The following is a 21498-nucleotide window of genomic DNA, read 5'->3' on the forward strand; positions in this document are numbered from 1 at the left end:
CACAAATGAAAATCGGTATAACGTGTTACCCGTCCATGGGTGGTTCTGGCATTATTGCTACAGAACTCGGTATTAAAATGGCAGAACGTGGCCATGAAGTTCACTTTATTACCTCAAACATACCCTTTAGAATACGCAAACCTTTACCTAACATGACGTTCCACCAAGTTGAAGTCAATCAATATGCCGTATTCCAATATCCACCATACGATATTACATTAAGTACAAAAATTTCTGACGTTATACAAGAATATGATTTAGACATATTGCATATGCATTATGCTGTACCTCACGCTGTATGTGGTATATTAGCGAAACAAATGTCAGGTAAAAACGTCAAAATTATGACAACACTACATGGCACTGATATAACTGTGTTAGGTTATGACCATACTTTACAAAACGCGATAAAATTTGGCATAGAACAAAGTGATATTGTAACAAGTGTTAGCCATTCTCTAGCACAGCAAACTTATGAAATTATCAATACTAAAAAGGAAATCATCCCTATATATAATTTTGTAAGGGAAAATGAATTCCCAACTCGGCATAATGAAGAATTAAAAGATTGTTATGGTATTTCACCTGAAGAAAAGGTATTGATACATGTTTCTAATTTCAGAAAAGTAAAACGTATTGATACAGTGATTGAGACATTTGCAAAAGTTCATGAGAGTATACCATCCAAGTTGATACTTTTAGGAGATGGTCCAGAATTAATCGATATGCGACATAAAGCACGAGAACTTGATGTTGAAACACACGTACTCTTTTTAGGCAAACAAAATGACGTAAGCGCATTCTACCAACTATCTGATTTAGTACTACTCTTAAGTGAGAAAGAAAGTTTTGGATTAACTCTCTTAGAAGCAATGAAAACAGGCGTCTTACCTATAGGGAGTCATGCAGGTGGTATTAAAGAGGTCATCAGACATGAAGAAACTGGATTTATAGTAGATATAGGGGATAGTACACAAGCTGCAAAATATGCTATTAAACTTTTATCAAATCCAGAGTTATATCAAAAAATGCAATCACAAATGCTGAAAGATATTGAAGCAAGATTTAGTTCAGATTTAATTACTGACCAATATGAAAACTATTATCGAAAGATGCTAGAACAAGGTGAGAACAACAATGAGTCATGAGATATTTGAACAAGCAAAACCTATTTTAAAAAAGATTCAAAATAAAGGTTTTAAGGCTTATTTCGTTGGCGGATCAGTACGTGATTACATCATGCAACGACCTATACATGATGTTGATATTACCACCAGTGCAACGCCTGACGAAATAGAATCTATATTCGATAAAACCATACCAGTGGGGAAAGAACACGGTACGATCAACGTGGTCTTTCAAAATGACAATTATGAAATTACTACATTCAGATCTGAAGATGAATACATCGATCATCGTAGGCCAAGTGAAGTGTATTTTGTAAGAGACTTATATCAAGATGTTCAACGTAGAGATTTTACAATGAATGCTATAGCAATGGATTTAAATTACCGGTTGTATGATTATTTTAATGGTCAACAAGATATAAACAATCGAGTAATTCGTACTGTTGGTGTACCAAGTGAAAGGTTTTCAGAAGACGCGCTTCGTATCATTAGAGGATTACGTTTTCAATCACAACTTAATTTTCAAATTGATTCAGACACATTACATGCAATGTCTTCTCAGATTTCAGATATACAATATTTATCCGTTGAACGTGTAGTAGTAGAGCTTAAAAAACTTATCATGGGAAACAATGTTAAACAAAGTTTTGAAGTCATGCAAAACATGAAAGCATTTAATTATATACCTTTTTTCAAATCATTTGAGATGTCTCATCTTCATATAGATGAGCCCATCACATTTGAACTTTGGATTGCAATCTTAATCGTCCAACAACCAAAAGATATACAATTAAGCACCTTGAAAATCAGCAATCAAGAAAAAGCAACTATCAAAAAATGGGTTACACTCATCCAAACATTGCCTAAGATACAGTCAAAGCAATCTTTAATAACATTAGTATATGATTACAATTTAAATGATATTGAAATCCTATTATCATTACATCATTTGCTTAAACAAAATGGGCTTACAACAGCCAATCATTTAATCATTAATGAAATAAGTATTCGCGAAGCAAATGAAAAATTACCTATCCATTGCAGAAAAGAATTGGCAATAAATGGTAAAGATATACTCAATCATACGAATAAAAATTCAGGACCATGGCTAAAAGATACACTTAGAGAAATAGAAATCGCAGTCATATCAAATCAAATAGTCAACACTAAAGAAGAAATATTAGAATGGGTGGATGCACATGTCAAAATATAGTCAAGACGTCATTAGAATGTTGTATGAACATCAATCAAATTACATATCAGGGCAATATATTGCCGATCAACTCAATATTTCTAGAGCAGGTGTCAAAAAAGTTATTGACCTATTAAAAGAAGATGGTTGTGATATCAAGTCAATAAACCACAAAGGCCATCAACTGAATTCATTACCTGATCAGTGGTATAGCGGTATTGTAAAACCTATTCTCGATGAACTTGGCCTTTTTAATCATCTAGAAGTTTATCACACTGTAGATTCAACACAATTAAAAGCAAAGAGAGCACTCGTTGGAAATAAAGATACTTTTTTAATTTTGAGCGATGAACAAACCGAAGGTAGAGGTAGATTCAATCGTAATTGGGAATCATCTAAAGGAAAAGGCTTATGGATGTCACTAGTGCTAAGACCTGACGTACCTTTTTCTATGATACCTAAATTTAATTTATTTATTGCTTTAGGTATTAGAGATGCTATTCAACAATTTTCGAACGAACGTGTAACAATTAAATGGCCAAATGATATATATATTGGTAATAAAAAAATTTGCGGATTTTTAACTGAAATGGTTGCAAATTATGATGAAATAGAAGCAATAATTTGTGGTATAGGTATAAATATGAATCATGTTGAAAGTGATTTTGACGAGGATATTAAAGATAAAGCAACAAGTATACGCATGCATTCCGATAGTATAATTAATAGATATACTTTTTTAACTGCATTATTAACTCAAATTATACATCGCTTTGATCAATTTTTACATCAAACTTTTGAGTCAATTCGAGAAGAATATATTCACGCTACAAATATATGGCATCGTCAACTTAAATTCACTGAAAATAATCATCAATTTTTGGGGGAAGCCATAGATATTGATTCAGATGGATTCCTTATTGTTAAAGATGAAAAAGGTCAATTACATCGACTTATGAGTGCAGATATAGATTTATAAACACAAAAATGAGGAGCGGACATTATGGGAATAGCAACATTTGCAGTTGTTGATTTAGAAACAACTGGAAATCAACTGGATTATGATGAAATCATTCAAATTGGTATTACGTTTGTGCGTCAGAATCAAGTAATTGATACATACCATTCAATGATACGTACCGATTTAGAAATTCCACCGTTTATCCAAGCCTTAACTTCTATAGAAGAAGAAATGTTAGTACAGGCACCTTATTTTAATGAGGTCGCAGATGACATTTATCAACTTATCAAAGACTGTGTTTTTGTTGCACATAATATCTCATTTGATCTTAATTTTATAAAAAAAGCTTTTGAAAAATGTAATATTCAATTTAAACCTAAAAGAGTAATGGATACTTTAGAATTGTTTAAAATCGCATTCCCTACAGACAAAAGCTACCAGTTAAGTGCATTGGCTGAATCTCATCATATACCATTAAATAATGCACATAGAGCAGATGAAGATGCAACAACAACTGCTAAATTGATGATTAAAGCTTTTGAGAAGTTCGAGCAATTGCATTTAGATACACAAAAACAACTGTACTATTTAAGTAAAAATCTCAAGTATGATCTTTATCATATTTTGTTTGAAATGGTTAGAAATTATCAAACTAAACCGCCTAACAACCAATTTGAACAATTTGAACAAATTATTTACCGTAAACAAATTGATTTAAAAAAACCGGCTGTCAATTTTGATGGTACCTTAAAAGATTTATATAAAAATGTCACTCAATCATTAAATCTTACATATCGGCCACAACAGTTATACCTAGCCGAAATTATACTTGATCAGTTGATGCATAGTGATAAGGCAATGATTGAAGCTCCTTTGGGTAGTGGAAAGTCTCTTGCTTACCTGCTTGCAGCAACAATGTATAATATTGAGACCGGTCGTCATGTAATGATTTCAACAAATACAAAATTATTACAAAGTCAGCTATTAGAGAAAGACATACCATTACTCAATGATGTTTTAGATTTTAAAATTAACGCGTCATTAATCAAAAGTAAAAATGATTATATATCTCTTGGTCTTATCAGCCAAATTCTTAAAGACGATACAAATAATTATGAAGTAAGTATTCTTAAAATGCAGTTACTTATTTGGATAACTGAAACAAATACTGGGGACATACAGGAATTAAATCTTAAAGGTGGACAAAAAATGTATGTTGACCAAAAAATTGAAACATACGTTCCAGTTCGTCATGATATCCATTATTATAATTATATAAAAAGAAATGCTCAAAACATACAAATTGGTATCACTAATCATGCGCACTTAATTCATTCAGACAGTGAAAACACTATATATCAACTATTTGATGATTGCATCATCGATGAAGCACATAGATTGCCTGACTATGCGCTAAATCAAGTTACTAATGATTTAAATTATTCAGATGTTAAATATCAATTAGGACTTATTGGCAAAAATGAAAATGAAAAACTACTTAAAGCAGTAGACAAACTTGAGCAACAACGTATTTTAGAGAAACTAGATATTGCACCTATAGACGTTTTTGGACTGAAAATAAATATCAATGAGTTACATGATTTAAATGAGCAACTATTCACTACAATTTATAATATTATTCAAACATCAGACGTTTATGATGATGACATTCATAAGTATCATTACGTTTATGACTTTGAAACGGGTGAGATTTTAAAAGATTTACGTGCAATCATAGATAAATTAAATAAAACGATAGAAATTTTTAACGGAATGAATCACAAAACAATCAAGTCTGTACGGAAACAATTATTATACTTACATGACAAATTTAAACTTATCGAACAAAGTATAAAAGATCATCATACAAGCTTTATTTCAATTAAAAATTTAGCACAAAAATCAACAATCCGACTCTTAGTCAAGGATTATGATGTTAAAGATATCTTGACGAAACAAGTACTCGAAAAATTTAAGTCTCTTACATTTATATCTGGCACATTAACTTTCAATCACTCATTTAAAGCATTTCAAAATTGGTTTAATGAAGATATAGACTTTAATACATTTGAAATTTCAACACCTTTAACATCATCCAACCATACAAATGTTTTTGTGCCCAATGATGTTGAAACGTACAATTATAAAAATTTAGACGATTATGTAGCTTCAATTGTAGACTATATTGTTGAATACATCACAGTGACACAGTCGAAATGTCTTGTCTTATTTACAAGCTATAAAATGATGCATATGGTTCAAGATTTGTTAAATGAATTACCTGAGTTAGAAGATTATGTCATTTTAACCCAACAACAAAACCAAAATTATAAAATTGTTCAACAATTTAATAACTTTGATAAATCTATACTTCTTGGAACATCAACATTTTTTGAAGGTTTTGATTTTCAAGCCAATGGCCTTAAATGTGTAATGATAGCTAAATTACCATTTATGAATAAACATAATATTAAATACTGGCTTATGGATTCTGAATTCACATCAACTTTTAAAGATTATGTATTACCTGATGCTGTAACAAGGTTTAGACAAGGTCTTGGACGTCTTATTCGACACGAAGACGACAAAGGACTTATTGTGTCATTTGATGATCGACTAGTAAATAGCACATATAAAAGCTTTTTTGCTCAATCACTAGAACATTTTAAACAACGAAAAGGTAATATTAAACAGTTTAATAAATTACTGAATCAAATACAGAGGTCTATCGATAATGAGAGTAAAAGCTAACGTTTTAGAAATATATAATAAATAATATCGAATGATTCCAGTTACTCAACTTGTAGAAGTTAAAGACATATTTTGTTAAAATAAATAAGTATTTAAAAAGAAAAATATAGGAGTTTGGTTATGAAAACTACGATTAAACAAGCGAAAAAACATCTTAACCAAGAAGTAACAATTGGTGCTTGGTTAACTAATAAACGTTCAAGTGGTAAAATAGCGTTTTTACAATTACGCGATGGTACAGGATTTATGCAAGGAGTAGTAGTAAAATCTGAAGTAGATGAAGAAACATTTCAACTAGCAAAAGATATAACTCAAGAATCATCTTTATACATCACAGGAACGATTACAGAAGATAATCGTTCTGATTTAGGCTACGAAATGCAAGTTAAATCAATCGAAATTGTACATGAAGCACACGATTATCCTATTACACCAAAGAATCATGGAACAGAATTTTTAATGGATCATCGTCACTTATGGTTACGTTCAAAAAAACAACATGCTGTCATGAAAATAAGAAATGAAATTATCCGTGCAACATATGAGTTTTTCAATGAAAATGGCTTCACTAAAATTGATCCACCTATTTTAACAGCAAGTGCACCAGAGGGAACAAGTGAGTTATTCCATACAAAATATTTCGATGAAGATGCATTCTTATCACAAAGTGGGCAGTTGTATATGGAAGCAGCCGCAATGGCTCACGGACGTGTTTTTTCATTTGGCCCAACTTTTCGTGCAGAAAAATCTAAAACACGCCGTCATTTAATTGAATTCTGGATGATTGAACCAGAAATGGCCTTTACAAATCATGCAGAAAGCTTAGAAATACAAGAACAGTATGTGTCTCACATTGTTCAATCTGTTTTAAATCATTGCCAATTAGAACTCAAAGCTTTAGATAGAGATACAACTAAACTAGAAAAAGTTGCTACACCTTTCCCTAGAATTTCTTATGATGATGCTATCGAATTCTTGAAAAAAGAGGGATTCGATGATATTGAATGGGGTGAAGACTTTGGTGCACCTCATGAAACAGCCATCGCTAATCACTATGATTTACCAGTATTCATTACAAATTATCCAACTAAAATTAAACCATTCTATATGCAACCAAATCCAGACAATGAAGATACAGTATTATGTGCTGATTTAATTGCGCCTGAAGGTTACGGTGAAATTATTGGTGGTTCCGAACGTATTAATGATTTAGAATTATTAGAACAACGCATTAATGAGCACGAATTGGATGAGGAAAGTTATAGCTATTATTTAGATTTACGTCGCTATGGTAGCGTACCACATAGTGGTTTTGGCTTAGGCTTAGAGCGAACAGTAGCTTGGATTTCTGGAGTTGAACATGTTCGTGAAACATCCCCATTCCCACGTTTACTTAATCGCTTATATCCATAATTGATTATTCATATTTATGTTCAAAATGCCATTTTGAAACGTCCAGTCACTTTAAGGCTGGACGTTCATTTTAAATAGGAGGTAGTAATATTATGGATCTAATTCAATTAAAAACAAGACCTGTTGTTATAAGACGAGAATTGTTTGATCATTATTCAGAGTTAGGTTTGGATGAACAAGATTTAGTTATTTTGATAAAACTTTTATATGCATCTGAAACTTCTAATAAGCAACCTTCTATTGAATTTCTTCAAAAAGGATCAACTATGGAACCTCGTCAAATTACTTCCGTAATACAAAACTTAATTCAAAGAGAATTATTAGAACTCAATGTTAGTAAAGACGAAGAAGGTAAATTCACTGAATACATGAATTTGGATCCCTTCTATCACAAATTAAATCAATTATTAAAACATCAATACTTAAAACATGAGGAACAAGATAAAAAAGAGCAGTTTAAGCAATTGTTTCAGATAGTTGAGCAATCGTTCGGCAGACCACTATCGCCGTATGAAATTGAAACATTAAATCAGTGGATTGATGTCGATCACCATGACTTATCAGTTATACAAGCCGCTCTTGATGAGGCACTTAGCCAAAATAAACTTAGTTTTAAATATATTGATCGTATTTTATTAAATTGGAAAAAGAATAATGTGAAAACAGTTGACGATTCAAAGAAAATAAGAGAACAGTTTAACAAACCAAAAATGAAACATGTTGTTAAAAAGGTGCCTAAATTTGACTGGTTGAATGGAGAGAATCCTAATGATAAGTAAGAAAAAAGCATTACAAATGATTGACGTTATAGCAGATATGTTTCCTAATGCAGAATGCGAATTAAACCATAGAAATGCATTCGATCTTACAATAGCTGTATTATTATCAGCACAGTGTACTGATAATCTAGTCAATCGTGTCACTCAATCATTATTTAGAAAATATCGAACACCTGAAGATTATTTAAATGTGAGTGATGAAGAATTACAAAATGATATACGCTCTATTGGATTATATCGCAATAAAGCCAAAAATATAAAAAAATTATGCCACTCTTTAATTGAACAATTTAATGGTCAAATCCCACAAACACATAAAGAATTAGAGAGTCTAGCTGGAGTGGGGCGTAAAACAGCAAATGTTGTAATGAGTGTCGCATTTGGAGAACCTTCTTTAGCTGTCGATACTCATGTTGAGAGAGTTTCTAAACGTTTGGGAATTAATCGTTGGAAAGATAGTGTAAGACAAGTAGAAGATCGATTATGTGATATTATCCCAAGAGATAGATGGAATAAAAGCCATCATCAATTAATATTTTTTGGGAGATATCATTGTCTTGCTAGAAAACCTAAATGTGAGATATGTCCGCTGTTAAATGATTGTAGAGAAGGACAAAAACGACATAAAGCAAAGATAAAGGAGGCGTGATGATATGATTGAAAAACAGGATTTCAATCATATAGAGGACCAACTTGATCAACTAGCAAGTAATAAACAACTCAAAACACCAGAAGCTAGGGAACTTTTAGATAGTTATTTCGATTTAATTATTAATTATTTTAAACAAATAAATAACATAGATGAAATTCATTTTAATCAACTCGATACATATCCAGTAGTTCCAATGAATTTTGATGAACGCTATCATTATATGGTTGCACGTAAACACCATTTTATGGGCTATCGTCAAATGAAAACATTGAAATCAGAATTAATAAAAATGAATGCATCTTATCTAATTAGAAAGCAACGTCAACAAAAATAAATTATACTTAATTTTAATTATTCGATTTTATACCTATATCAACATTTACACTTCACATACAATGTAGTTAATCAAATTAATTAATAACTAGAGAACTTAGATTATTATTGCACATGCTAAATTTACTTTTCTAAGACAGAAAAAGCTCCAATTTCATTTTCTTGAAATTGGAGCTTTAAGTTTATTTATTTATGAAACTTTATAATCGAATATAGAGTTTAAATTGAACAGACGTGTAAATGCATTGCCTGAGTTACCTTGACTGGTACCATTCGAACTATTCGAGTTGTTTCCACTTGATGCTGAGTTAGAGCCACCATTTGATGAAGAAGATGTATCGCTACTTCCATGAACACTACGGTTAGTAGTATTATTATCAGAATGACCTGATACAGATAGACTGTCCGGTGAACTTCCTTGTACATCATTAGGCTTTTTGAAATCTTCACCATCTTTAGATGAGATACTAGACATCACATCTTCATACAAGTATTGTGGATAATCTTGTTCTGAATGACCGATAAATGAATTTGTTCCATATTGTTTAACCTTATTGAAGCCCATCCATACCGACATAGTATATTCTGGACTGAAACCATTAATCCAAACATCTTTGGCAGCATTATCAGGTAAATTATACTTTTCGTATATTTCTTGTCCATACGTACCAGTACCAGTTTTCGCACCCATGTTTACGCCTGACACACCATGTCCATAAGCCGAACCATATGCTTTAAATGTACCTTTAAGAATTTCAGCTAACATATATGATGTATAGTCTTTCATAGCTTTGTGACTCGTATGTTCATACTCAATTGTATCTCCTTCATGAGTAACAACTTTTTGTATTGAATGCGCGTTATTATAAGTACCACCATTTGCTATTGCTGCAAAAGCGGAAGCTAGTTGAGTAGGTGAGAATTCTGATGAAGATCCACCTAATACTTCAGAAGGTCCAATTTTGCCACTATAATCCAATCCTAATTTAGATGCAAATTTCTGAGGTGCATCATTACCAGCTTGACTTTTAACTTGTTGCCAAGTTTTTAAAGCTGGAATATTGAAACTTTGACGCAATGCATCATAGATAGAAACTGTTCCATGGCCTTTCGTATCATAGTTCTTGAATTGAGAACCATCTACCCAATATGATGATTCGTCTTGAATCGCATGATTTGTTGACCACTTCATATTTTCTATTGCAGGTCCATAAGCTAAGAAAGGTTTTAATGATGAACCAGTAGGGTGAGGGTCAGTAGCTTGGTTTCTTTCAACAACATTTTTATAATTACGTCCACCTGAGATCGCAACTAATCCACCAGTTTTACTATCTAGAATTGTTGCACCAACTTGTTGGTCTTCATTCTTGTAGAAAGAACCATTGTTAATTCGATCTTGTAACGTTTGTTGAACATCTTTATCCATATTAGTATAAATTTTTATACCACTTTGAAGAACTGAACCTAAATTTTTATCCTTAAAGTACTTGTTATTCATTAATTCAGATTGAACGAAATTAACGTAAGAATCATACTCAGGATTTTTTTCATTTCCAGTGACTTGACGTTCTTTTTTAGTACGTTCAACTAAGTTAGCTTTAAGATCAATCTTCTTCGCATCCGCATATTGTTTATCATTAATACGGTTATGTTTATGCATAAGATAAAGCACAGTATCTTTACGATTATTAGCTTCCTTAGGATTGTTGTAAATGTTGTAAAGGTTAGGAACTTGAGGTAAACCAGCTAGATAAGCTTCTTCAGCTAAATTTAAATCCTTCATATCTTTGTTGAAGTAATATTTAGCGGCGGCCTTAATTCCAGTAACGCCATCCGAATAATAAATCTTATTCATGTAAACTTGGAATATTTCATCTTTGCTGTACTCTTGTTCTAATCTATAAGAAAGATAAGCTTCTTGTGCTTTACGACCGATAGATTTTTGTTGTGTCAAGAATGAGTCTTTTACAACTTGTTGTGTAAGTGTAGACGCACCTTGCGAACCAAATCCACCTGTTAAGTTTTTACCAATGGCACCAAATAAACGTTTGTAATCTAATGCTCCATGTTGGTAGAAACGGTTATCTTCAGTAGCTAAAACAGCGTTTTTCATGTCTTTAGGAACATCTTTGATATTCACATGTTCATGTCGCTGTCCGTTATCAAGTGTTTTTACAAGTTCTCCGTTTTTATCGTAAATCTTTGCTGGAATTGGATCATCTAATTTTGATTCGCTAAATGCTGGAGCTTTCCACGCATAATAAGCAAACAACAAGATACCGAGTAGCAATAGAACGAAAAAGGCAATAATCATAAAACCTATAATCTTAATAATCGTTCTCTTTACATTCCTATTCTTTTTTCCATTGGACTTCCCATTGTTGTTCTTTTTAGGTTGGGAAGACCCTTTATTTTCCGTCATACGCGGTCCTCACTTTCATCTAATATCAACTTATCAACTGCCTTGAGGTAATTCAATCTTGGTTGATATTGATAAGGAATATGGTAACCATTTTTCCGAATTTCTTCAACAGTTATCGACTTTTTAATATTATTAATGTATCTTTGCCAATATTTTTCAAATTTTGAATAGGGTAAAAGATACACTTCATCAAGTGATTTAAAACGTATCATTAAAAAGACAATTCCTTTTTGATGATATGTATTTTTCATATGTTCTACTTGATGTGCATGAATATTATTGAGTGGAAATGAAGTTTTGTTCTTAGTTTCTTTAGCTTCAAAATCAATGTAATATCCATTATAGACACCATTATAATCAGTTGTTGAAGGAGTGCGAAAATAAGCCTCATTTATTACAGCCTTACTACGTTTCGGATAGTGAACATTAACTATTTGAACCGGAGTCGGCTTTTTATGAATAACTGCTATGCCACTTTTAAGATAGAAAGTATTCGATTGTTCAATATCTTTCTCTAGTGTCATACCTCGTCCACCATATTCAATATTACTTGAAAATGGCGAACTCTTACGTCCGTCCAAAGGCTTATTTTTAGAGTATGGTTTACCATTTGGATAATTCATCATAATTCACCACACAAGTTTGTTCCTATTTTATACTAAATGATTATTTAAAATTATAAAATTAAAACAAACTATCGTATTTGAATGTATATGTCACAAAGAAAACATACATCAATCACTATTTTAACTTGCTTATGCCAATCTGTCACGATTTCTTTCATAAATGAAAGATAAATGTAATCTTCAAGTTAATAAAATTCCATAAATTTCATATTTTTTTATTTAGTATTACTAATAGAATTTAACAAACCAAAAATATCATTTTCTAATTTTTTACTCTATGTATATTTCCATGACTTTCGGATTTATAATATGTTAAATTAATTAAGTAGGAGGCATCTAAATGTATCAAATCATTAAACAATTGTTAGAGGATATTGATGAAATGAATTATAGGTATCAACATGTAAAAATTAATGGCGGTTCATTCGATTTTTATAAAGATGTTGAACCCTATGTCAAAAATATTGATAATCATTTAGAGGCACTCAACTGTTACTCAAAAAGCATTACAGAAACACAATATATGAGCCAACAAAAGTTAGATATATTGATATTAAATATACAAAAGCTTTCTGTAGATTGTCATTTTCCTAGAACGAGCCGTAAATTATTTGTCGAAAAACTTAAAAGTGCCCAGTACGATTTAAAAAATATTTTATCGAATTATGTTTAGTGAGGAAAAAAATGGTTAAAACTGTTTATATTACTGGTTATAAATCTTTTGAACTGAATATCTATAAAGACGATGCGCCAGAAGTATATTATTTAAAGCAATTTATAGCTCATAAATTAAAACATCTTTTAGATGAAGGTTTAGAGTGGGTATTGATACAAGGACAAATGGGTATAGAATTATGGTCTGCTGAAGTAGTGATTGAACTAAAAAAAGACTTCCCAGATATTAAACTAGGTATAATTACGCCATTTATAGGTCATACACAACGATGGAATGATAAGAATCAAGCTAAGTATACAAATATTATACAACAAGCCGATTTTACTGAAAGCATTCATCACACTGAGTATATGGGTGCCTATCAATTTAAACAAGCAGATCAATTCATGCTTGATCATACCGATTACACTATTTTAATTTATGATGATGAACAAGAGGCAAGCCCTAAATACTTTAAGGCTATGTTAGTTGAATTTATGGAAAAAACAAACTATACTTGTGATATTGTGACGTTTGATGAACTCACTGACTTCATCAACGACTTGCAGTGGTCTCAAGATCAAAGTTTCGAATGAGGTGGAAAAAAAGATGTCAGATGTTTCATTAAAATTATCAGCGAAAGATATTTATGAAAAAGATTTCGAAAAAACTATGGCAAGAGGCTATAGAAGAGAAGAAGTAGACGCTTTTTTAGATGATATCATTACAGATTATCAAAAAATGGCGGATATGAACAATGAAGTAGTAAAGCTTTCTGAAGAAAATCACAAATTAAAAAAAGAACTTGAGGAATTAAGATTACGTGTTGCTACATCAAGACCACAAGACAATAAAAACTTTTCTTCAAATAATTCAAGCAGTGCTTCAAATAATGTAGATATTTTAAAACGTATTTCAAACCTTGAAAAAGCAGTATTCGGCAAATAAAATTTTTACTTATTTCGTATAAATTTTATGACTTTATACTTAAAATTATGTTATAATCTCAAAAGTGATATTTCGGGTAATCGCTATAGCAATATAGAGGAAAGTCCATGCTCACACAATCTGAGATGATTGTAGTGTTCGTGCTTGATGAAACAATAAATCAAGGCATTAATTTGACGGCAATGAAATAACCTAAGTCATTGGATATGGTTAGAATAGTTTGAAAGTGCCACAGTGACGTAGCTTTTATAGAAATATAAAAGGTGGAACGCGGTAAACCCCTCGAGTGAGCAATCCAAATTGGGTAGGAGCACTTGTTTAGCGGAATTCAACGTATAGACGAGACGATTTTTACGCGAAAGTAAAAATATGTAGACAGATGGTTACCACCGACGTACCAGTGTAACTAGTACACATTATGAGTACAACGGAACAGAACATGGCTTACAGAAATATCATCACTAGTTTAGCTCTCCCAATTATGGAGAGCTTTTTTAATTGAAATCATAATTGATTTAGAATAATTTATTACAATATACACTTTACATTTATGGTTTTCCGCTTCAAAATCAAATTAATTAATACTTATAAATATTAAAATTATACATATATTGATTCAATAAATTAAAAGGAGACTCGGTCATGTTTCAATTATTAGCAGTATGTCCAATGGGATTAGAAGCAGTTGTAGCTAAAGAAATACAAGAATTAGGTTACGATACACAAGTAGAAAACGGTCGTATCTTTTTTGAAGGTGATGAAAGTGCTATTGTTAGATGTAACTTATGGTTACGTACCGCAGACCGAATAAAAATTGTAATGGGTCGATTCAATGCTACTACTTTCGACGAATTATTTGAGCAAACAAAGTCATTACCATGGGAGACCGTAATTGACAAAGAAGGTAATTTCCCGGTTCAAGGGCGGAGTGTAAAATCAACATTATATAGTGTACCTGACTGCCAAGCAATTACTAAAAAGGCTATAGTAGAACGACTTAAGCATGCTCATCAAGAAAAAGGATGGCTAAGTGAAACAGGCGCCAAATATCCTGTAGAAGTAGCAATATTAAAAGATAATGTATTATTGACCATTGATACTGCTGGTTCTGGACTCAACAAGCGAGGTTATCGCATTGCTCAAGGTGAAGCACCCATTAAAGAAACATTGGCAGCAAGCCTCATTCGTTTAGCAAATTGGAATGGTAACACACCTTTAATTGATCCTTTCTGTGGTTCAGGCACCATTGCTATTGAAGCATGTCTTATTGCACAAAATATTGCACCTGGTTTTAATAGGGATTTTGTATCTGAACAATGGAATATGATGCCACCTAATATTTATGACAAATTTCGTGATGAAGCTGATCAATTGGCTGACTATGATAAAGACATACAAGTATATGCTTCTGATATTGATCCAGAAATGATTGAAATTGCAAAACGTAATGCAGAAGAAGTTGGTCTCGGAGATATCATACAGTTCAATGTTAAAGATGTGAATACTTTGTCTATTGATACCGACAAGCCTGTAGCACTTGTTGGCAATCCACCGTATGGTGAAAGAATTGGAGATCGTGAAGAAGTTGAAGAAATGTATCGTTATATAGGTACACTTTTGAAACAACATCCTCATTTATCGGCCTACATATTAACAAGTAACAAAGAATTTGAATACTTAGTTAATCGAAAAGCGACTAAAAGACGTAAGTTGTTCAACGGGTATATTGAATGTACGTACTATCAGTATTGGGGTAAAAAGCAAAGTAATAAAAATTAAATTTTACATTTTATAATACTTGTGTAATTATAGTAATTATTCAAGTACTATTTATTCGCACTCTTATCTTGACTGTAGTACAGTTAAATAGGAGTGTTTAATTTTATTAAAAAATAAGTCATATACTAAAAATGTATCATATTTTAATTAGAAAGGGGCTTTTAAATATGAAGACTGTTTTGATTGTAGGCGCAAATGGTAGAGTATCTATCGAAGCGACAAAAATTTTCCTAGAGAACTCAAGATTTAATGTTGATTTATTTTTGAGAAATGCGCATCGTATACCTGATTACGCCTCTAATAGAATTAAAGTTTATGAGGGAGACGCTAAAAATATTGAGGATTTAGAAAGTGCTTTAAACAATGTTGATGTTGTTTTTGCAAGTTTATCGGGATCACTTGATAAACAAGCTGAAACTATCGTAAAAGCCATGGATAACAAAAATGTTAAGAGACTGATTTTTGTAGCAGCTCCTGGTATTTATGATGAACTACCAGAACCATTCAATCAATGGAATAAAGAACAATTTGGCGAAAAATTGAATCGCTACCGCAAAGCATCTGATATTATAGAAAATTCAGATTTAGATTACACAATAATACGTCCAGGCTGGCTTACAGATAAAAATGAAAATGTATATGAGATCACAGCAAAGAACGAAACATTTAAAGGTACTGAAGTATCACGTAAAAGTGTAGCATCTTTAGCAGTACAAATTGCCAAAAACCCAGAACTACACTCTAAAGAAAATATTGGTGTGAATAAACCTAATACAGAAGGTAATAAACCTGCTTGGTTCAATTAGTATAAAGTTTGTATCTACATGCATGGGTTTTCAATCAATATTATGATAGAATTTGAAATAGATAAATAAGCTTAAATTTAGGGCAAGTCATCATGGCTGCCTTATTTTTTTGAATTTATTGCTAATTATCATAAAATAAATTGTACAATATTACTTAAATTCAAACAGGGGATTATCTTTCATTCAATTATAAAAACAAGATAGAATTCATTTATTATACTTCTAATATCTTTGATGAAAGTCACAATAATCATTTAGCTACAGATACTTTTCATTTAAATTTAATTTACCTTTCAAATAATTTTGAATTCTGATTTTGTTACTTTAATCGAGTAAAAATACTGTGATTTATCACTGAACTAAAGGGGTAATACTTATGGCAATAAATGAACAATTAGATACTTTATATAAATTAAAAAAAGAATTGGAAAAATCTAATAACAGACCTTTAATTAATACCATTAATCAAGTAATAAAAAAAGTTTATTTAAATCAATACACCGCAACATTTGTAGGACATTTCTCAGCTGGAAAATCAACGTTAATTAATTTGTTATTAGAACAAGATATACTACCAAGTTCTCCAGTACCAACAACGAGCAATACAGCTATCGTTTCAGTAGCCAAGGAAGACGAAATCATTGCCAATCTTACGCAACAACAATATACAAAATTAAAAACGTACAACGATGTTAAACAAATGAATCGACAAAATGTCGATGTAGAATCGATAGAAATTAATTTTCCATCAAACAAATTTAATCTAGGGTTTACATTTCAAGATACACCGGGTGTTGACTCTAACGTTGCAACGCATCAGTCGAGTACAGAGCAATTTATGTATACAAGTAACTTGTTGTTTTATACAGTAGACTATAATCATGTCCAATCAGCGTTGAACTTTAAATTTATGAAACGTATTAATGAAGTTGGTATACCAATTATTTTTGTGATTAATCAGATTGATAAACATAATGAAGAAGAAATTACATTTGAAACTTTTAAATCAAGAGTCGAAAAATCAATCAAAGACTGGGATATCAAACTTCAAGATACTTATTACGTTTCAAAGTTTGATCATCCACAGAATGAAATTGACAAACTTTCAAATTTTCTAGTATTTATGGATCAACATCGTGAATCAACAGAAGACTATGTTAATAGAACAATTCAATTCATTACCGACGCACAATACATATACATTCAAAATGAAATGCAATCTATTCTTGACACCCTTCAAATTAATGAAGAACAATTCGAGGAAGCATATATTCAATTTCAACAAAATCAAGAAGTCAGCGCAGAAGCACAATTGCTCAATGACTCTAATCAATTATTTAATTATTTAAAACAGAAGCGTAAAGATATATTAGATAATGCTTATATCATGACGTACGATATGCGTGAATCTTTACGGAATTATTTAGAAAGCATGGCAACTGATTTTAAAGTGAATGGATTTTTTAATAAAAGGAAGAAAAAAGAAGAAGAACAAATCAAACGACTTAATGAGGCGACCACTCAATTGCAAGAGAAAGTTAATCAACAAGTACGACAACCACTTCGTGAAGATATGTCATTTTTAACTAGATTCATAAATAAACATGCTGTGAATGAAAAAATACTAAATCAAGAATATGACGTCGTTCCGTCACTTATATCAGAGCTATATCAAACTCAAACGAGCATTAGCAACACATACGTTTTAACATTTTCAGATGAAGTTATAAAAGCTTTGAATAAAAAAATAGAAAATGAGTCAACACCACTATTTGAAGAAGCTGTCAATCATGTACAAGTTAATGAATTATCGAGTGATGAAAATGAAGATAGGTATGAATATGATAGATACATTGAACTTAACACATTAAAGGATTCGCTTACATCCCACAACTACAAACATTACTATATCCATTTAGACGATTCTTTAGATAAATTAATTGGAAGAACAGAGACTCATTTTGAACTTAAACAAGAAAATTCAACTGCTTATCATCGTAAACATGAGACACAACATCGTAACGAGTTTGTTACATCTAATCAAGATATTAAGCGTGCATTAGATATCGTTAAAGATGTACCATTATTTGATCGCACTAAACAAGATATCACCGATACCATTCTGAGACTCGATAATCAAATAACAAAAGTAGGTGTTTTTGGTACATTTAGCGCAGGTAAAAGCAGCTTAATCAACGCTCTACTAGGTGATAACTATTTAGTTAGTTCTCCTAATCCAACAACAGCGGCAACGACGGAATTATCATATGGTAAAGAGAGTCAAATCACATTAAAATCTAAAGAGCAATTACTAGAGGAAGTTAATCATGTACTAGAATTTTATGAAATATCGTTTAACACCTTAGACAACTTTATTAAGAGCGATTTAGAGAAGTTAAAATCGAAACTAGAAAAGAACCAACTTGCATTTATTAGTGCAATTGAGAAACATTATGAAATGTACACGTCAATGCTAGAACATTCACTTATACACACAGTATCGCTTGAAGAAATTAAAAAGTGGAGTGCCGAGGATGAGTATGCCACTTTCGTGAAAACTGTACACCTTAAGCTACCTTTAGATTGGCTTAAGGGTAAAATCATTATTGATTCACTGGGTTTACATTCCAATAATCAAAGACACACGAATGAAACTGAACAAATTCTCACTTCTTCTGACCTTATTTTGTATGTAACTTACTTCAATCATTCATTTACAGATAACGACAAAGCCTTTATCGAACATATGAAAGATATGAATCAATTAAATGAAAATCAAGCTTTTAAAATGATAATTAATGCGGTTGACCTAGCTGAAGATAAACAGGATATACAAGCCGTTGAGGATTATGTTGCAGATGCACTGGGGCAAGTTAACTTACACTCTGATATATATAGTGTTTCAAGTCGTCAAAGTTTAAATGGGAATAACATTGGCATAAATGAATTAAGAGAAAGTATACAATACTTTGCAAAGGTTGAATCTAGAACAATTTTAGAGCAGCAGATGACTTATCAATTGCAACAAATGAATAACTCCTTTAAAAAAATGATTAAAGATTTTCACGATGACAACGCAAAATTATCAGCTAGACAACATAAATTAAATCACTATAAAAACCAAACCCTATTAAATCAAGAGTTGATTGATACAACTGCACAACGTACTTTCAATGAAGTAGAAGAACAAGTATATCATCTAAATGAACGGTTAAAACTACAACTTTTAGATGAGGTTAAATCTGTGTTTAATAGTCAGATGACACAAAATAACGACTTTAATGAGGAAAAGAAAATTTCAACTAAAATATATTTAGATCAAATTCATCAACGCTTATTCTTAGAGCAATCACTTATCACAGAAAGGATTAAAAAATATTTTAATTCACAACTAGAAGAACAAATCCTACCAGTCATGAAAAAGTTAAATCAGATTCATGTTATTATAAATGCAAAATTTAATGTTGAGCCATCACTGGTTGATACGGCGTTACTTCAAATTGAACTTAATTCAATGTTGCAATCACTACCAAAACAGTTAACTAAACGTAAAATAGTTAATCCAAAGTCACAAAAGGATATACAAGTACACATAGCTAATCAAACTCTTGAATTATTACAAGATGATTTGAACTCATTGCGCCGACAATTAAATGATTATATCCATGAGATGACTCAACTTGCCGAACATCAATTTCAAATGTTGGAGACATCCATTCAACAACAAATTGATGAGTTACTTTCATTCACTATCGATGATACATTAATACAACAACTAGAATTGAAAACGACACAATTAGACAATATTTTATAGTAGAAAGAAGGATTAAAAATGCCTCAAAGAGTATTGCTCGTTGATGGAATGGCTTTATTATTTAGACATTTTTATGCAACAAGCTTACACAATCAATTTATGTACAATTCTAAAGGAATTCCTACAAATGGTATTCAAGGTTTTGTAAGACATATTTTTAGCGCTATCAAGGAAATCGAACCTACTCACGTAGCAGTTTGTTGGGATATGGGGCAAGAAACATTCAGAAATGAAATGTATGATGGCTATAAACAAAATCGCCCAGCACCTCCTGATGAACTTATTCCTCAATTCGATTATGTTAAAGAAATATCCCATCAGTTTGGTTTTGTAAATGTTGGTAAGCGTAATTATGAAGCTGATGATATTATTGGCAGTTTAGCGGAAACATATTCACAAGAACATGAAGTTTATATCATTACCGGAGACCGAGACTTACTCCAATGCATTAATCATAATGTAGAAGTTTGGCTTATAAAAAAAGGTTTTACAATCTATCAACGTTACACGCTTGATCGTTTCATTGATGAATACGGGCTTAATCCTCAACAATTAATAGATGTTAAAGCTTTTATGGGTGATACAGCAGATGGCTATTCTGGTGTAAAAGGGATAGGTGAAAAAACAGCAATTAAATTAATTCAAAATCATGGAACTGTCGAAAATGTAGTGAACAATTTATCATCATTAACTCCCGCTCAACAGAAAAAAATAACAAATAATTTAAATCATCTGCATTTATCAAAATCACTCGCAGAAATATATACCAAAGTTCCAATTGAAACAGACAAACTTTTTAAAGAGATGACATATGCTCATACACTAAATGAGATTTTATCCATTTGTAATGAACATGAACTATACGTTTCAAGTAAATATATTGCAACTCACCTCTAACCATAAACCAATGAACATTTCATTTAGATATTGTTCATTGGTTTTTTTAATATCAATTAGCATCTCCACTAAAAATATAAATATTTTATTAAAACTTCGTGAATTAATTTCACAAAGTTATCTTAAAGTGATATTATTGTTTAGAACAAATAAATTGTTGTTCAAAATGCTATTGTGATAAATGAAGAGCAAACCGAAATTAAACGGTCGGAACATCTGCTCTTTTTTATTGAGCAAATGTATGAGTTATTCATTGTCAAAATTATCAACATTAAAAACGTATAATTTTCAAATCACATCAAACAACAAAGAAAAAACATCAAGAATAGGAGTGGCAATAGCT

The 21498-nt window shown here is 31.3% G+C and carries 17 protein-coding genes and 1 other RNA gene; 16 read left to right on the forward strand and 2 right to left on the reverse strand.

What is annotated here, in order from left to right:
• Positions 1–5: 5 nt before the first annotated feature.
• From bshA to FNL83_RS06775, 8 genes are all read left to right on the forward strand, one after another.
• Positions 6–1148 carry an N-acetyl-alpha-D-glucosaminyl L-malate synthase BshA gene (gene bshA / locus FNL83_RS06740; protein ID WP_001831222.1) on the forward strand — a complete coding sequence of 381 codons (1143 nt, stop codon included), beginning with the start codon at positions 6–8 and terminating at the stop codon, positions 1146–1148.
• Positions 1138–2340 carry a CCA tRNA nucleotidyltransferase gene (locus tag FNL83_RS06745; protein WP_001831104.1) on the forward strand — a complete coding sequence of 401 codons (1203 nt, stop codon included), beginning with the start codon at positions 1138–1140 and terminating at the stop codon, positions 2338–2340. Before bshA ends, FNL83_RS06745 begins: the two co-directional genes overlap by 11 nt.
• Positions 2327–3298, forward strand: coding sequence for a biotin--[acetyl-CoA-carboxylase] ligase (locus tag FNL83_RS06750; protein ID WP_001831050.1), 972 nt, complete (start codon positions 2327–2329; stop codon positions 3296–3298). Before FNL83_RS06745 ends, FNL83_RS06750 begins: the two co-directional genes overlap by 14 nt.
• 24 nt (positions 3299–3322) lie before the next feature.
• The gene (locus FNL83_RS06755) at positions 3323–6031 is read left to right on the forward strand and encodes a helicase C-terminal domain-containing protein (RefSeq protein ID WP_001831318.1); all 2709 of its coding nucleotides are present in this window, start codon (positions 3323–3325) and stop codon (positions 6029–6031) included.
• Positions 6032–6151: 120 nt separating this feature from the next.
• The gene (gene asnS, locus FNL83_RS06760; RefSeq protein WP_002439780.1) at positions 6152–7444 is read left to right on the forward strand and encodes an asparagine--tRNA ligase; all 1293 of its coding nucleotides are present in this window, start codon (positions 6152–6154) and stop codon (positions 7442–7444) included.
• A gap of 92 nt (positions 7445–7536) precedes the next feature.
• A complete protein-coding gene (locus FNL83_RS06765) occupies positions 7537–8223 on the forward strand; it encodes a DnaD domain-containing protein (RefSeq protein WP_001831014.1) in 687 nt (228 codons plus the stop codon).
• Positions 8213–8872, forward strand: coding sequence for an endonuclease III (gene nth, locus FNL83_RS06770; protein WP_001831179.1), 660 nt, complete (start codon positions 8213–8215; stop codon positions 8870–8872). The genes FNL83_RS06765 and nth overlap by 11 nt, the downstream gene beginning before the upstream one ends.
• 4 nt (positions 8873–8876) lie before the next feature.
• On the forward strand, positions 8877–9209 hold the full coding sequence (locus FNL83_RS06775; protein WP_001831277.1) for a YpoC family protein: 333 nt from the start codon (positions 8877–8879) through the stop codon (positions 9207–9209).
• Between the two features lie 189 nt (positions 9210–9398).
• Here FNL83_RS06775 and FNL83_RS06780 read toward each other — a convergent pair whose 3' ends face one another.
• A complete protein-coding gene (locus FNL83_RS06780) occupies positions 9399–11630 on the reverse strand; it encodes a transglycosylase domain-containing protein (protein WP_001831032.1) in 2232 nt (743 codons plus the stop codon).
• Positions 11627–12253, reverse strand: coding sequence for a Holliday junction resolvase RecU (gene recU / locus FNL83_RS06785; protein WP_002476769.1), 627 nt, complete (start codon positions 12251–12253; stop codon positions 11627–11629). Before recU ends, FNL83_RS06780 begins: the two co-directional genes overlap by 4 nt.
• A gap of 343 nt (positions 12254–12596) precedes the next feature.
• On the opposite strand from recU, the gene FNL83_RS06790 reads away from it, so the two are divergent.
• From FNL83_RS06790 to FNL83_RS06825, 8 genes are all read left to right on the forward strand, one after another.
• Positions 12597–12929: a YppE family protein gene (locus FNL83_RS06790; protein ID WP_001831244.1), complete on the forward strand. Its 333-nt coding sequence runs from the start codon at positions 12597–12599 to the stop codon at positions 12927–12929.
• A gap of 11 nt (positions 12930–12940) precedes the next feature.
• Positions 12941–13507 carry an SLOG family protein gene (locus FNL83_RS06795; RefSeq protein ID WP_001831285.1) on the forward strand — a complete coding sequence of 189 codons (567 nt, stop codon included), beginning with the start codon at positions 12941–12943 and terminating at the stop codon, positions 13505–13507.
• A gap of 13 nt (positions 13508–13520) precedes the next feature.
• The gene (gpsB, locus tag FNL83_RS06800; protein ID WP_001831034.1) at positions 13521–13859 is read left to right on the forward strand and encodes a cell division regulator GpsB; all 339 of its coding nucleotides are present in this window, start codon (positions 13521–13523) and stop codon (positions 13857–13859) included.
• Between the two features lie 68 nt (positions 13860–13927).
• Positions 13928–14311, forward strand: an RNA gene (gene rnpB / locus FNL83_RS06805) — RNase P RNA component class B.
• Between the two features lie 190 nt (positions 14312–14501).
• Entirely contained in the window at positions 14502–15638 is a 1137-nt protein-coding gene (locus FNL83_RS06810; RefSeq protein ID WP_001831166.1) for a THUMP domain-containing class I SAM-dependent RNA methyltransferase, read from the forward strand.
• A 167-nt stretch (positions 15639–15805) separates the two neighbouring features.
• Positions 15806–16444 (forward strand): SDR family oxidoreductase, encoded by a 639-nt coding sequence (locus FNL83_RS06815; protein WP_001831317.1) that lies wholly within the window; start codon positions 15806–15808, stop codon positions 16442–16444.
• Between the two features lie 376 nt (positions 16445–16820).
• On the forward strand, positions 16821–20258 hold the full coding sequence (locus tag FNL83_RS06820) for a dynamin family protein (RefSeq protein ID WP_001830977.1): 3438 nt from the start codon (positions 16821–16823) through the stop codon (positions 20256–20258).
• 18 nt (positions 20259–20276) lie between these two features.
• Positions 20277–21155, forward strand: coding sequence for a 5'-3' exonuclease (locus FNL83_RS06825; RefSeq protein WP_001830929.1), 879 nt, complete (start codon positions 20277–20279; stop codon positions 21153–21155).
• The last annotated feature ends 343 nt before the right edge of the window (positions 21156–21498 follow it).

It is taken from the genome of Staphylococcus epidermidis (genome assembly GCF_006742205.1).
Taxonomy (GTDB): Bacteria; Bacillota; Bacilli; order Staphylococcales; family Staphylococcaceae; genus Staphylococcus; species Staphylococcus epidermidis.